Here is a 14,297-nt window from a genome sequence, read left to right as displayed (position 1 = left end):
CGGCTCGCCGAAGCGCGCCCGCAATCCGGCTAGTTTTGAGGCCTCCCCTGACGATTGGTCCCGTTGGGCCGCGCGGTTGTCACTCGTAAGACATGGTCTGCTTCGGCCAACCCCCGGGGTGCGTTGGCCGACCCAACCGTCGGTGATCAAGGCCCGTTGCAATCTAATGGTCCTCTTCACCCAAAGCTGTTAGACCCTCAAACGATCCGGATCGTGTTGGCGCTCGGCAATTGATCGCTGCCGGAGCGGCATGAATAGACGACCAAAGTAATGAGCTCAATCGGCCACAGCGAATCGAAGACGAGCCTAGAATTCGGTGGGGCATAGAGGGCCTGATGTTCTACGAACATCGTTTCTTGCGAGACGGTAGGCGCTGCTGTTGCCCACAGGGGGAGGGAAGATGGCAGTTCGATCTGACGGTGGTCGATCAGTCTTGCTTCGTGGAGGCGGAAATGCGTGAGACCCCTAGGGTTTTGAGCCTCGCCACGGCTCTCGCGGCGCTCGCGGCACCCGCTGCCGTCCCGCCAACTACTGAAACGCCCCTCGACCTGGGCAACGCTGAGCACAGTGCGGACACCGAGGGAAAGGATGGGACAGTTGCTGAGTCTGGCCTGTCTGGCGGAGTGGAGCTAATGAGCTTCACGGTGCATCAGGCCAGCAACGGGATGTTGTTCCCGCAACATGGGTCGCACTCATCCCATTCTTCGCATTCCTCCCACGTTTCGCATGCGTCGTCCAGCGGAGGTTATGGAGGCGGTTACGTGCCGTCCCTTCCGAATCCGATCAACTTACCGCCGATCTACCCATCGCCTCTTCCTCCGCCTCCCGCCACCAGCACCGCTCCGCCGCCGCAGTCCACCGCCAACCCGATTCAGCACGCCTGCGAGCGGGCGGTCTATGGCTACGGTGTGACGGCTATTGTGAGCGAACTTGAACAATACTTCGGCCTTGGGGCGAGTGAGGCTACGAGCATTGCGCAGCAGGCATTGACCTCAGTGCTCACTGGCGGTGACTATTGCACCCCCTATCTCGGTGACAACTACTGACTTTTGAAGACCGCACAGAGGCATGAGAGGAATACGCCGCTGCCCAATGGCATCGGCGGGTGATGCCCATGACCAATCCGCCTTCGTCCGATGTAGTGGTCGATTTCAACGCGTCGATACAAGCGATCGGGGCTCTGCACGAGGCCGCTTACCGCTTGATCGGGCATGCCACCTGCCAGATTGACGAAGCGCAGGGGCGGTATGTATGCCGACTCTCTCCGTCGCAGTCGGAACTGCAGGGCGAGGAGTTGCGCTCCCACTTCCTCAATTTGGTCACCGATGAGAATCTCCGCGAGAAAGTGCGCCGCGAAACTGAGCGACTCCGAGATGTGATCGTTGCGTTGGCCTTTGGATCGCTGGCCGAGGAAAGGTAGGACTTTGGCTAGATTCGCGCCGCCGGACTCTTTCGCGCCCGAAAGGGCCGACCTCCACCTGCTGCCTATTCGTTTCGAACGGCTGGGTGAAGATCGCTTCCTCGTCGGCAACATGGTTGGTGACATGGCGGAAATGACTGCTCTGGAGCTACAACGCCTCTGTGCTCTTGAGCTTTCGCCGGGCGATGGGCTCTATGAGCGCGCGTTCGAGAAGCTCTTCGTCGCTTCAGTTGGACAGCGCTCACAACAACAACTCTTGGCTCTTAGGCTGCGTAGCCGCATGAGCTTTCTGCGGGCGGCTACGCCGCTTCATATATTCGTCGTCACATTGCGGTGCGAGCACTCTTGCCCGTATTGCCAAGTGTCGCGGCAGAGCAGGGACCGCGATCGTTACGACATGGACGAACAGACGGCCTCCCAAGCGTTGGACATCGCGCTGTCAGCACCAGCTCCGCTGATCAAGATTGAATTTCAGGGCGGCGAGCCGCTGCTGAATTTCGAGCTAATCCGATGGATTGTTCTGGCGGCCAAGGAGCGCGCTGCCCCACGTGGAAAGCAACTACAGTTCGTTATCGCGACGAATCTGGCCCTTCTCGACGACGATGTGCTCGACTTCTGCGACCAGCACGACATTCTTTTCAGCACATCATTGGACGGTCCTCGCGACCTGCACAATAAGAACCGTCCGCGTCGGGGGCAGAATAGTCACGAGCTTGCAGTAGCAGGTATCGAACGAATCAAGAGGCGACTGGGACCCGACAGGGTTGGGGCTTTGATGACTACCACCGAGGCGAGCCTTCATCGTGTCGAGGAGATCGTCGACGAATACCTCTTGCGGGGTCTCGACGGTATCTTTCTACGGCCCCTATCCCCATACGGGTTCGCAATGAAGACGAAGCAATTTCACAAGTATGGCGCAACAGAATGGCTCGATTTTTGGAAACGTGGCCTACGCTACATCATTGATATTAATAAGTCCGGGCGTCGATTCCCCGAATTCTATTCGGCTGTGATGCTTCGAAGAATGCTGAGCGACGAACCTATCGGTTACGTCGACCTGAGAAGCCCGGCAGGAATCGGGCTAGGTGCTCTCGTCTACAACTACGATAGCTCAGTCTTCGCGTCCGACGAGGCCCGGATGCTCGCGGAAATGGGTGACCGCCGATTCGAGCTCGGCAACGTGCGCCAGCACAAATATCGAGATCTCATGCTGTCTGACTCATTGGTGTCAGCGGTTGCGGATTCACTGACGCAAACAGCCCCGCAATGCTCGAGCTGTGTTTTCGAACCCAACTGCGGGGCTGACCCTGTGTATCACTATGCGACACAGAAGGACCTGCTGGGAATCAAGCCGCTCTCTGAGTTTTGCGAACGGCATATGGGCGTCATTACCCATCTGTTCGAACTGCTGGAACATTCTCCAGACGATGCTGAAGTTCTTCGAGGCTGGGCGGGATGAAGCCGCTGGTACTTTCCGCCCGGTCCCCCCGGAGTGACATCGTGGGTTTGGGCCTCGCAAATCGATTGTGGCGCCTTCGATCTGCTACCGATTTCCCGGCGCACAAGCACGATGCCGCCCTGATTCGAAGAGAATCCGATTGGGAGCTGGCGCAGGCGCGAGGGTACCGATTTGGCGTTGCTCGTGATGCGGCTCCGGTCAATGTCTCGCTAAATTATGTTCGACTGCCCGGGACGTTTGCAACGCTCGATGATGGTGACATTCTGGCGATCCATCCCGAGTCCGGTTGGGTGAGAGTACTTTTCCGCCGATCGTCCAAGCACAACTTTTTCCTCATAACGGAACGCTGCAACAACTACTGCTTAATGTGCTCTCAGCCGCCGAAGAAGGCCGACGATGGCTGGTTGCTAGACGAAATCGCGGCAAGTATTCCTCTAGTAGACCCGGCTACTGCCGCTCTGACGTTCACTGGTGGAGAGCCGCTGACTGAATGGCGTAGGTTCATCGAACTGCTTGAGCTGACCCGTAAGCTGCTCCCCGACACGGCAGTGCACGTCCTGACTAATGGTCGTGCATTCGCATCGGTTGACGTCGCAAACGCTTGGGCGGCAATTTCGCATCCGAAACTTTCGGCCGGCATTCCGCTCTATGCAGCGGTTGACCATATCCACGACTACGTGGTGCAGGCGAAGGGTGCCTTCGATGAGACCGTCCTGGGTGTGCTGCGGATGAAGGACCTTGGTCAGGCTGTTGAGATACGTATCGTGCTTCACGCCATTACGGCGCCCCGTCTACGAGACACATGCTCCTGGATTGCTCGCAATTTGCCGTTCATCGATCACGTGGCACTGATGGGTATGGAAAACACTGGCTTCGCGATCGCCAACAACGACAAATTATGGATCGATCCGGTTGATTATCAGGACCAACTGAAAGCGGCTGTAGACGTGCTCTCCGTAGCAGGGGTTAATGTCTCGGTTTATAACTTGCCGCTATGCGTGCTCGACCCAACTACTCGCGCATATGCAGTTCAGTCAATCTCCGACTGGAAGAACTCCTACATCGCCGAGTGCGACGGCTGCTCAGCGCGGAGCGATTGCGCAGGCTTCTTCTCAACGGGGCGACCTAGAATCAGCCGGGGAATCGCAGCTATCTAGTCGGCGGCTGGGTGCTCTCGGTCGCCCACGTCGCCGTCGTCCCGGCCGAACGGCTCGCCGGGCGATTCGCGACGACCCGACTGATGCCGGTGGGTGCCCCGGGTCGCTTGGTCTACGACCACCGCGAGATCGTCGCGATGGCTGTCGCCGAGGTCCGCGCCAGGTACGCGACCGCGCCCGACCTCGACAGGCTGCTGGGTGACGCGTCCACGCTGCGGGAGCTGCGCCTGGCTCACGAAGCCGTCGCGGGAGTGACGCTGCAGCGCGACACCTGCGCGATGGAACCCCAACTGACAGCGACCGGGGATCGGGTGACGGTCGGTCGCGGAAGGCCGCCGGAGCTGTTCCGCCGAACGTGAGCGAGCCCGCTGCGAGTGCATCGATTTCACAACCACTACGCCACGCTCGGTGCACGGGATGGTCAACGACCGGTTTCGCGGCGTTAACACCAGCCCCATGAGTCACACCAGAAACAGCATATTTTTTTTCGGCGTGCCTTCCAGTGTTTGCCAGCGGTCAGGTATCTAATGACTTGGTGAGGGCGCTGCGGTAAGGTGGCTCCCCGGTTCAGCTATACGTACACCGCAGGAGTAGACACCGTGTCCATCACCCCGGTTACCCGCACTCGGATCAGTCGTATTGCCTGGTCACTGTTCCGCCACCCCGTCAAAAGCCGCGAATTTCCGGCCAAGGCAGAGCGCCTGATCACCCCTGACGAACTCGTTCGGTACGGCTTCTAGCGAATTTTGTCGCGTCCGTCGATCTCCAGGTGGACGCTGCGACCCGCAACGTTGCCCTTCGTTACCGAATCGTGATCATCACCGATCTTTGCTGAGCAGACCTGAGTCGCGGATCGCCTCGGCGAGCGGCTCGAGCACCGCAGGATCGTAGGGCGGGGGCAGATAGATGATCGCCAGATCGAGGCCCTCGGCGCCGAGCGCGATGCAATCCTCGATGAGCTTGCGGTAGTTGCGCTCCTCCAGCCGCACATGCGAGGACAGCATGATGTCCTTGGGATCGCGTCCCACGTCTGCGCAGTGCCGCTTCAGTACATCTCGCTTGCGTGCGAATTCCTCTGGTGTGCCGCCGACGTAGTTCCAGTGGTCGGCGTACTGGGCGGTGATACGCAGGGTGCGCTTCTCGCCGTTGCCGCCGATGCAGATCGGCGGATGCGGCTGCTGCGGACCTTTCGGCTCGTTGCGGGCGTCCTTGAGTTGGTAGAACCGGCCGTCGAAGGTCGTGGTCTCCTGACTCAGGAGGCCACGCAACACCTGACAGGCCTCCTCGAAGCGGTCGAACCGCTCCTTGATGCTGCCGAGTTCGATCCCGTAGGCGCCGGACTCCTCCTCGTTCCAGCCGGCGCCGATACCGAGCTCGAGGCGGCCGTTGGAGACGATGTCGAGTGCCGAGGCCATGTTGGCGAGTACAGCCGGGTGCCGGTAGTGGATGCCGGTGACGAGTACGCCCACACGCAATCGGGTGGTCGCCTGGGCCAGAGCGGTGAGCGTGATCCACCCCTCCAGGCAGGGGCCGGTCGAGTCGGAGAAGATCGGATAGAAGTGGTCGAAGGTCCAGCCGGATTCGAAGACATCGATGTCGTCGGCGGCCCGCCAGATCGCGAGCATGTCGGACCAGGTGGTGTTCTGCGGGGAAGTCTTGAATGCGAATCTCACTATGCCGACTCTAGGACGAAATCCTGGAGATGCGCCGATGAGTTCGGCGGACGGTGCGAGTCAGCATGCACATGATCGATATGACCTCAGCGTGTGCGGGCACCGCGGATCTGGTGCGGACCGTCGGTGACGGCGAGTTGACGGGGCCGACGCCCTGTTCGGAGATGAGCGTAGCGGCGTTGGTGTCGCACCTGGGTGGGCTGGCGGCGGCGTTCACCGCGGCGGCGCGGAAGGACTTCTGCGAGCTGACCAACTCTCCGCCAGAGGTCAGCGACCGGCTCGACGACGACTGGCGGACCTCGTACCCGGAGCGTCTGACGGCAATGGCGGCGGCGTGGGGAGACCCCGCGGCGTGGGAGGGGATGTCGCGCGCCGGCGGCGTGGATTTCCCGGCCGAGGTCGGCGGCAGGATCGCGCTCACCGAGGTCGTGGTGCACGGCTGGGATCTGGCGCGGGCCACCGGCCGACCGTATGCGGTGGACGACGACGTCCTGCGCGCGGTGCTGCCGCACGTGACGGAGTTCGCCTCCGGGCCGCCGGTCGAGGGACTCTTCGCCGCGGCGGTTCCCGTGAATGATGATGCGCCGCTGCTCGATCGGGTGGTGGCACTCACCGGACGGGACCCGGCCTGGACGCCCTAGGGCGCGACGAGTGACATCAATTCGGTTCCGTCGTCAGATAATTGAACAAGCGTGGTGTTGATGCGCCAGACGTTGCGCCAGGAACCCGGAGCCGAGCTGATAGTCCACAACCGCTCGCATGTGTCGAGGTCGGTAGCTTCGGTGTCGAGTCCTATTGTCTGGTTCCCGTCACTCGTCACCGCGACGCGGCCGTCAAAGCCGATGTACCCGGCGTCCATGTCCACATCGGTGCATCGCTTTCCCCACGTCCCGGAGCGCACGTCGTATTGGGCCCAACCGCGGGTCGAGAAGTCGCTGGCACTGATGATCAAGCGTGAACCGACCAGGCGGACAGGGTCACCCGTACCGGACGGCGCCGAGAACACGAGGTCGCCACGCGATGTCACCAAGGCCCAGCTGTCCTCACCGTCAAACGAGGAGACGACTGGTAGATCGAAATAGCCCCGCAGCGAGGACAACCCGCCGGTGAAGTTTCGTGTCGACGTGCGGTTGCCTGTTGCGTCGAAGAATTCGATCTGGTCTCGTGGGTCGCTCGTGTCGATCAGGGACACAAAGCCTCCGGGGAACAACAGGGTGGTTTGTTGCTCAGCGCCGTCTGGGAGCTGGGGGCGAAGTACTCGTCCGTCAGACGGCGAAAACACCACCTTGCCGAATGAACCCCTCCCGGAGGTGGTTTGGTACGCCAAAGCGGGAGGGTCGATGTCCAGTGGGTGAAGGTACTTCGGTCCCGGGTCGCCGGCGCCGGGTACGAACCAGGTGGTGTTCGCAGTGGGGCCGATGCCGTAAACCCCCTCGTTCACAGATTCTGCGACGGCGTAGATGCCTAGCTGCGTCACTTCGAGGTCGTTGGGTCGAACGTTGAGGTCAGTCTGTCCGTTGTAGGTCACCGCGCCGGAGCGCGAATCGATGACCCAAGCTGTCCGGTCGGCGATATCGCTTGTCACACAGAGAACAGCATCAGGCCCGTTGAGAAGGCACTCCGGTTTGCCTCCTGTATTGAGTCTGACGGCCGGGAAAAGAGAGACACCGCGTGACACGTCGATGCCGGCAAGCCACCACTGGGTGGGTTCATCGGGTGTTCGCGCGAGGAAAAACGCTCGATCACCGACGTTGTTGATGAACGGACGGGAATGGATGGGCATGTCAGCGGTCGACAGCTGGCTGTCCTCTGGCAAGCCGAGGTCTTCGAGATGTACATGCCAGCCGGGGATCGGCAGAGAACTCATGGACGCGCTGACGAAGTGTTGGCCCGACGGTTGCCAACTGACGCGGAGTTCTGGCGGGATGCCCCCGCGATCTCCCCTCAAGAAGAACGCCGCCCCAGCGATGAGGAGGCACACGACCACGAATACTCCAGCTACGAGTGGCCAGTGCGACCGGCGTCTGGGAAGCGGCGTCTCATTGGCATCGTGCTCCCACGTGGCCCACCGCGGCGGTGTTCGCTTGCGTAGGGAATTCACCTCGTTACCAGCGGCATTCACTGCCGATGTCCCGGCCGGCGAGGTAGTCGGCATTCTCGTAGTTGGATGCCGCCGTAGTGAGTTTGGCCGACAGCTCCGTGGATCGTGCGAACAATCGCCGTCCCAGCGACACTCGCGTCTGGTCGACATCGGACAGCACGGTGCTTGTCATCGCGCAGATGAGTCCGTGGGTCTCACGGACCCGGTCCGAGACACCGGCTATTGCACGGTTCGCCCCCGTGAACTGGTCAGCTGCCCGAGACTGCGTATCAGCCAACTGGCGGATGTGGTCGGTAACGACATGCACGTTGATCTCAGGGTTGGTCACGGGTTGCTGCCTTTTCATTCTCGTCTTCGACCCTGGTTAGCGGCGCGGGGCCGACCGTCGGGGATTGGCCACCGGCCGCTCCCCCGGGTGAAGGGCTGCGAAGAATGTGAGGGGTGGTCCGCGCAGTCGCACGAGCGGCAGACCGCTTCTGCTCGGGGAGTGAAGGGGGACCGGAGAGATTTGGCGTGACCGAGGGAGCGCGCGGAACTAGACCGTAAGGTGTTGCGGGAGGACCCCATTTGGGCTCGGTATCGGGTATTTCATAAGTGCCTGGCTCGCGGATTCGTCGAGGCAGTTTCGCGAGGTCCTCGTTTTGCTCGACAAAGGTTCCGCAGGGTCCCGCAAGCTCAGGTGTAGGGGCTGCCGCGCTGTCTTCCTCGCTCATGGACTTGACGGACTCCGTGTACTCGCCGTGGATACGCTCGATCCGCCCTGCGTTCTCCACCGAGTTTCTGATCAGAATCGCTAACGCGCTTTGAGTGGTGGCCAGAGCAGCGCTAGCGCTGGCGAGATCTGCCGCCGCCTTTGCAGCAGCCATACCCGGGATGAAGTTCATCCACGATGTTGCGAGTCCGAAGTCGTACAAGCTCTGAGACGCTTCGTCCAAGGTCTGCCGTGTACGACGCACCTGGCCCGCCTGCGTTGCGATCACGTCACCGATCGCTTTGTCCGCGACACTGGCATCGGACGTCACACGTCGATGTTCCGCATTCGTGTTCCGGTAGGTCTCCGCCGCCGCGCCATCCCACCGATCGTCCTTGGGCGCGGCATCGATGAGCGTCTCGACGGTGTCCTCGAGCCGGCGTGCGGACTCCCGATAGCCGTTGCCCTCGTCCGGGTCGCCGGAGCCGGTCAGTGCCTTCTGGCCCTCGATGGCCAGTTGCGCGGCGGACAGGATCTTCGAGTCGGCGAGCTTCGCGGCCGGCCCCAGGTATCGCCGGGGGATCTCGCCCAGGCTGACCCCCAGTCCCTCGACACCGTCGAGAACGCCGACGACGTCGCCGATGAGATTGCGGCCGTTGGTGGTCGCGCCGTGCACATCACCGCTGAGCAGGTTGACGACGAAACTCGGTGCGTCCATCGCACCGCTGCGTATCCCGTCGCCGATCTGGAAGAGATCCTCGAACAGCCCCACGACACCCCCGTCCGTCGCAGAAAACACTAACAACCGGCCAAGAGGGGTCTTGACAGGATTTTCTGCCCTGCCCTGCGGGCACACTGAAGGCATGGATCCGGTCACCGCCCTGCGCCAGATCGCCTACTACAAGGACCGCGCCCGCGACGATCCGCGCCGAGTGATGGCCTACCGCAACGCCGCCGACGTCGTCGAGGCGCTCACCGACGCCCAGCGTGAGAAGCACGGCGCCGCGAACAGCTGGCAATCGCTCCCGCGGATCGGACCCAAGACGGCCAAGGTCATCGCCCAGGCCTGGGCGGGGCACGAACCCGACGTGCTGGTCGAGTTGCGCGAGTCCGCCCAGGACCTCGGCGGCGGTGAGATCCGTGTCGCGCTGCGGGGCGACCTGCACGTGCACTCGAACTGGTCCGACGGCTCGGCGCCCATCGAGGAGATGATGCTGGCCGCCCGCGAGCTCGGGCACGAGTACTGCGCGCTGACCGACCACTCGCCGCGCCTCAAGATCGCCAACGGTCTCTCACCCGACCGACTGCGCCATCAGCTCGACGTCATCGACGAGCTCCGCGAAAGTGTCGCTCCCATGCGCATTCTCACCGGTATCGAGGTCGACGTCCTCGAAGACGGTTCACTCGATCAGGAGCCCGAGCTTCTCGAGCGGCTCGACGTCGTCGTGGCGAGCGTGCACTCCAAGCTCGCGATGGATGCTCCCGCGATGACGCGTCGGATGATCAAGGCCGTCACCAACCCGCACGCCGACATCCTCGGGCACTGCACCGGCCGGCTGGTCACCGGCGGGCGGGGGATGCGCCCCGAGAGCACCTTCGACGCCGACGCCGTGTTCACGGCGTGCCGGGACGCCGGCACCGCTGTCGAGATCAACTCGCGACCGGAGCGCCGCGATCCGCCCACCCGACTGCTCACCCTTGCGATGGAGATCGGCTGCGTGTTCTCCATCGACACCGACTCCCACGCACCCGGCCAGCTCGACTTCCTGGGCTACGGCGCCCAACGCGCACTCGACGCCGGCCTGGCCGCCGACCGCATCGTCAACACGTGGGACGCGGACACTCTGCTGGAATGGACCCGCTCGTGAGCGTCAATCGGGCAGCATCGGCATCTCCCATCCCGTGTCCTTGCCGACCAGCACTCCCCGCATGACCGCCGCGTTGCCGTAACGACCCCTCACCCGGTCGATCGCCGCGTCGATGCTCGTACTGTCCGCGGCGAGGGCGGAGTGCGAGAACGGCAGCTCCATCTGCTGCGCACCGTCGCGGTCGATGTTGCAGACCGCGAACCCCACCAACGTCAGACCCCGCTCGGCGATCAGCGGTGCCGCGCCCGCCACCAGAGCCCGCGCCGCCTGCAGGATCGCGTCCGTCGACGCCGTGGCTCGAGGCAGGGTGTGGGAGCGGGTGACACGGGTGAAGTCGTCGAACCGCAGGCGCAGCACTATGGTGCGTCCCGTCCGGTCGGCGGCGCGCATGCGCCGCGTGATCCGGTCGATCAGGTTGACGACGACCGCGTCCACCTCCGCCGGCGACATCGTGTTGCCGGCCCGGCCGAGCGCGCGCTGGGCTCCCACTGAGCGGCGCCGCTGCCCCGTCACCACCCGACGGCGGTCTTGATTGTGAGCCAGCGCGAACAGTTGACGACCCATCGCGCCGCCGACCATCGACCGCAGTGTGGCCTCGTTCAGCTCAGCGACATCCGACACCGTCTCGATGCCGTGCTCGCGAAGCTTGGCCGCGGTCTTGGCACCCACGCCCCACAGCCGCCGCACCGGCAGCGGGTGGAGGAAGGCGAGCTCACGGTCGGGCGGCACCAGCAGCAGACCATCGGGCTTGGCCTCCTGGCTGGCCACCTTCGCGAGGAACTTGGTGCGCGCGATCCCGACGGTGATCGGCAACCCGACCTCGTCACGCACCCGCTCCCGCAGTCTGGCGCCGACCTGTACCGGAGTGCCGGACACCCGGCGCAACCCGGACACGTCGAGGAACGCCTCGTCGATCGAGAGTGGCTCGACAGCCGGTGTCGTGTCCCGGAACACCTCGAACACGGCCTCGCTGGCCTTCGAATATGCGGACATACGCGGCGGCACCACGATGGCCTGCGGACACAGCGCCCGGGCCTGCCGGCCGCCCATCGCGGTCCGCACCCCGAACGCCTTGGCTTCGTAACTGGCCGCCAACACCACCCCGGCGCCCACGATCACCGGCTGACCGCGCAACGCAGGATTGTCCCGCTGCTCGACCGACGCGTAGAACGAGTCGAGATCAGCGTGGAGGATGCTGGCTTCCCCGGACACGAACACATGTTCGCATCAAGGGCCGACACGAAAAGCTAGGCCGAGTCGCCGTAGATGCTGGTGGTCCAGATGTGCTCGAGGTTGTCGAGCACGCGGTGATCGGGGATCGCGGGCTGCTGGCCGGCAAATGTCGCCGCCATGACCGACTCGTTCATCAGGTTCAGCGCGGTCGCCAGCTCGATCGCGGGCACCGTCACCGGCGCTGCGCCGGCGGCCCGTTCCGCCTCGATCACCGTCGCCGAATGGTCGATCCAGCGCTGCATCGACCGCGCCCACATCTCGCGCGCCGCCGAGTCCGTGGTGCGGACACCGACCGTCGCGGCGCACACCGCGCGGTGAGCGCCGAAGGTGCTCACGAACACATCGATACCGCGGCGCCAGAATGCCCGGCGATCGGCGGGCCGGGTCGCTATCGACTCGGCCAGCGCGGCATCGGCCTCGGCGATGACGCGCTCGAGCAGCGTCAGCAGGACAGCGTCCTTGGAGGGAAAGTAGAAGTAGAACGTGGGCCGTGAGATCCCGGCGCCCTTGGCGAGGTCGTCGACGGAGATCTCGGCCAGCGGGCGGTGCTCCAGCAGGCGCTCGGCGGTCTCCAGGATCGCGAGCTCTCGGTCGTCACCCGACGGGCGCGAACTGCGCCGGCCGCGGCCGGCACGCGCATGGCTGGTGGTGGACACTTCCTGCACTTTACACCCTGTTGATAATATCGACGCACTGTTGACTGTCTCGACGCGGCGTTGATAGCTTGCCTTCATGACCGAGTTCGTCGACGTCGTCATCGTGGGAGCCGGAATCTCCGGCATCAGCGCCGCGTGGCACGTGCAGGATCGCTGCCCCGGCACCAGTTACGTCATCCTCGAGCGGCGAGCCCACCTGGGTGGCACCTGGGACCTGTTCCAGTACCCCGGAATCCGTTCCGATTCGGACATGTTCACGCTCGGATTCCGCTTCAAACCGTGGACATCGAACAAGGCCATCGCCGACGGCCCGTCGATCATGGCCTACCTGAAGGAGACCGTCGCCGAATTCGGGATCGACAAGCACATCCGGTACGGGCACACCGTCACCAACGCCGATTGGTCCGACGACGAGAACCGCTGGACGGTGACCGTTGACCGCGACGGCGAACAGGTCGAGATCTCCGCCCGCTACCTCATGGCCTGCAGTGGCTACTACAACTACGACCAGGGCTACGCCCCGGACTTCGCCGGCGCCGACGACTTCACCGGACCGATCGTGCACCCGCAGCACTGGCCCACTGACCTCGACTACGCCGGGAAGCGCATCGTCGTGATCGGCAGCGGCGCCACCGCTGTCACTTTGATTCCCGCCCTTGCCAATTCAGGTGCCGGTCATCTGACCATGCTGCAGCGGTCGCCGACCTTCATCGCCGCGCTCCCCGACGTCGACCCCTTCACCGTCGCGACCAACAAGCGCCTGCCCGCCAAGGTCGCGTACGTACTGAACCGGTGGAAGAGCATCCTGGCCCAGTCCGCGCAGTACCAGATCGCCCGCCGCTTCCCCGACTTCTTCCGCAAGCAGCTCCTGACGATGGCCCGCCACCGCCTACCCGAGGGCTTCGACGTCGACAAGCACTTCAACCCGCGTTACAACCCGTGGGACGAGAGAGTATGCCTGGCGCCCAACGGCGATCTGTTCAAGACGATCCGCGCGGGCAAGGCCGACATCGTGACCGACACCATCGAGCGCTTCACCGAGACGGGTATCGCACTGTCCTCGGGAAAGCATCTCGACGCTGACATCATCGTCACGGCAACAGGATTGAACCTCCAGCTGTTCGGCGGCGCGACGATCTCCCGCAACTGCGAGCCCCTGGTGCTCAACGAGTCGATGGCCTACAAGGGCATGTTGCTGACGAACATGCCCAACATGGCGTTCACGATCGGCTACACCAACGCGTCGTGGACGCTCAAGGCCGATCTGGTGTCCGAGTTCTTCTGTCGGGTCATCAATTACATGAAAGACAAGGGATACGACACCGTGGAACCCAGGCATCCCGGCGGCAGTGTCGACGAGGCGCCTCTGATGGACTTCACGCCGGGGTATGTGTTGCGGGCGCTGGACTACCTGCCCAAATCAGGCTCGCGCACCCCGTGGCGGCTCAAGCAGAACTACCTCCTCGATCTGCAGCTGATTCGCCGTGGCAAGGTCGACGACGAGGCCCTGGAGTTCACGAAACACCCTGCAGGGGTGCCGACTTCGGCGTGATCAATCGGTCGCCGCGATGACGACGATCCCGTCGTCGTCGCTGTGGGCGATGTCGCCCGGGGTGAACACCACTCCGCCGAACTCGACCGCCTCGTTGCGCACACCCTCGCCGGTCTTGGTGCTCTTGCGCGGATTGGTACCCAACGCCTTGATGCCGATGTCGAGAGTGCGCAACGTCGAGGCGTCGCGTACCGCCCCGTTGATGATCAGGCCGGACCAGCCGCTGGCCCGGCCGAGCTCGGCGATCACGTCGCCCACCAGGGCGGTGTGTACGGACCCGGCGCCGTCGATGACGAGCACTCCACCATTGCCGGGCTCCGAGAGGACCGACTTCAGCAGCGCATTGTCCTGAAAGCAGCGCACCGTGGTGATCGGGCCGGCGAACTCGGTGCGCCCACCGAACTGGCGCATCTGCAGATCGCAGCTACGCACGTCGGGGCCGATCTCGTCGACCAGGTCAGCGGTGGGGCGAGGGGTGACAGTCACC

General features: G+C 63.5%; 15 protein-coding genes. 8 read left to right on the top strand and 7 right to left on the bottom strand.

Annotation, left to right across the window (positions count from 1 at the left end; genetic code table 11):
• Positions 1-335 precede the first annotated feature (335 nt).
• From hxsA2 to ACZY1G_RS15390, 5 genes are all read left to right on the top strand, one after another.
• Positions 336-1,046: a His-Xaa-Ser repeat protein HxsA2 gene (hxsA2, locus tag ACZY1G_RS15410; protein WP_463822860.1), complete on the top strand. Its 711-nt coding sequence runs from the start codon at positions 336-338 to the stop codon at positions 1,044-1,046.
• Between the two features lie 68 nt (positions 1,047-1,114).
• Entirely contained in the window at positions 1,115-1,420 is a 306-nt protein-coding gene (locus ACZY1G_RS15405) for a hypothetical protein (protein ID WP_463822859.1), read from the top strand.
• A gap of 4 nt (positions 1,421-1,424) precedes the next feature.
• Positions 1,425-2,879 (top strand): His-Xaa-Ser system radical SAM maturase HxsB, encoded by a 1,455-nt coding sequence (gene hxsB, locus ACZY1G_RS15400; protein WP_463822858.1) that lies wholly within the window; start codon positions 1,425-1,427, stop codon positions 2,877-2,879.
• Positions 2,876-4,036 (top strand): His-Xaa-Ser system radical SAM maturase HxsC, encoded by a 1,161-nt coding sequence (gene hxsC, locus ACZY1G_RS15395; RefSeq protein WP_463822857.1) that lies wholly within the window; start codon positions 2,876-2,878, stop codon positions 4,034-4,036. The genes hxsB and hxsC overlap by 4 nt, the downstream gene beginning before the upstream one ends.
• Positions 4,037-4,047: 11 nt before the next feature.
• A complete protein-coding gene (locus tag ACZY1G_RS15390; protein ID WP_463822856.1) occupies positions 4,048-4,395 on the top strand; it encodes a hypothetical protein in 348 nt (115 codons plus the stop codon).
• Positions 4,396-4,854: 459 nt separating this feature from the next.
• On the opposite strand, the gene ACZY1G_RS15385 is transcribed toward ACZY1G_RS15390, so the two are convergent.
• A complete protein-coding gene (locus tag ACZY1G_RS15385; protein ID WP_463822855.1) occupies positions 4,855-5,709 on the bottom strand; it encodes an LLM class F420-dependent oxidoreductase in 855 nt (284 codons plus the stop codon).
• Between the two features lie 71 nt (positions 5,710-5,780).
• On the opposite strand from ACZY1G_RS15385, the gene ACZY1G_RS15380 reads away from it, so the two are divergent.
• Positions 5,781-6,350 (top strand): TIGR03086 family metal-binding protein, encoded by a 570-nt coding sequence (locus ACZY1G_RS15380; RefSeq protein ID WP_463814761.1) that lies wholly within the window; start codon positions 5,781-5,783, stop codon positions 6,348-6,350.
• Here the strand turns inward: ACZY1G_RS15380 and ACZY1G_RS15375 are convergent.
• From ACZY1G_RS15375 to ACZY1G_RS15365, 3 genes are all read right to left on the bottom strand, one after another.
• Complete coding sequence (locus tag ACZY1G_RS15375) at positions 6,347-7,576, bottom strand: hypothetical protein (protein ID WP_463822854.1); 1,230 nt, start codon at positions 7,574-7,576, stop codon at positions 6,347-6,349. The genes ACZY1G_RS15380 and ACZY1G_RS15375 overlap by 4 nt on opposite strands.
• A gap of 238 nt (positions 7,577-7,814) precedes the next feature.
• Complete coding sequence (locus tag ACZY1G_RS15370; protein WP_463822853.1) at positions 7,815-8,156, bottom strand: ESX-1 secretion-associated protein; 342 nt, start codon at positions 8,154-8,156, stop codon at positions 7,815-7,817.
• Positions 8,125-9,273 (bottom strand): EspA/EspE family type VII secretion system effector, encoded by a 1,149-nt coding sequence (locus ACZY1G_RS15365; RefSeq protein WP_463822852.1) that lies wholly within the window; start codon positions 9,271-9,273, stop codon positions 8,125-8,127. The genes ACZY1G_RS15370 and ACZY1G_RS15365 overlap by 32 nt, the downstream gene beginning before the upstream one ends.
• A gap of 91 nt (positions 9,274-9,364) precedes the next feature.
• On the opposite strand from ACZY1G_RS15365, the gene ACZY1G_RS15360 reads away from it, so the two are divergent.
• Positions 9,365-10,369 (top strand): PHP domain-containing protein, encoded by a 1,005-nt coding sequence (locus ACZY1G_RS15360; protein WP_463822851.1) that lies wholly within the window; start codon positions 9,365-9,367, stop codon positions 10,367-10,369.
• A 3-nt stretch (positions 10,370-10,372) separates the two neighbouring features.
• Here the strand turns inward: ACZY1G_RS15360 and dinB are convergent, their stop codons facing one another.
• Positions 10,373-11,587: a DNA polymerase IV gene (dinB, locus tag ACZY1G_RS15355; protein ID WP_463822850.1), complete on the bottom strand. Its 1,215-nt coding sequence runs from the start codon at positions 11,585-11,587 to the stop codon at positions 10,373-10,375.
• A gap of 29 nt (positions 11,588-11,616) precedes the next feature.
• Positions 11,617-12,258, bottom strand: a complete 642-nt coding sequence (locus ACZY1G_RS15350) for a TetR/AcrR family transcriptional regulator (RefSeq protein WP_463812696.1) — start codon at positions 12,256-12,258, stop codon at positions 11,617-11,619.
• 76 nt (positions 12,259-12,334) lie between these two features.
• Here ACZY1G_RS15350 and ACZY1G_RS15345 point away from each other — a divergent pair, with 76 nt between their 5' ends.
• Positions 12,335-13,810 carry a flavin-containing monooxygenase gene (locus ACZY1G_RS15345; protein WP_463822849.1) on the top strand — a complete coding sequence of 492 codons (1,476 nt, stop codon included), beginning with the start codon at positions 12,335-12,337 and terminating at the stop codon, positions 13,808-13,810.
• Here the strand turns inward: ACZY1G_RS15345 and rraA are convergent, their stop codons facing one another.
• On the bottom strand, positions 13,811-14,296 hold the full coding sequence (rraA, locus tag ACZY1G_RS15340; RefSeq protein ID WP_463812694.1) for a ribonuclease E activity regulator RraA: 486 nt from the start codon (positions 14,294-14,296) through the stop codon (positions 13,811-13,813).
• Between the last annotated feature and the right edge of the window lies 1 nt (position 14,297).

The sequence above is a fragment of the Mycobacterium sp. IDUB_5 genome (assembly GCF_055419565.1).
Note: the sequence above shows the minus strand (reverse complement) of the source record. Positions and strands in the feature narration are given on the sequence as shown.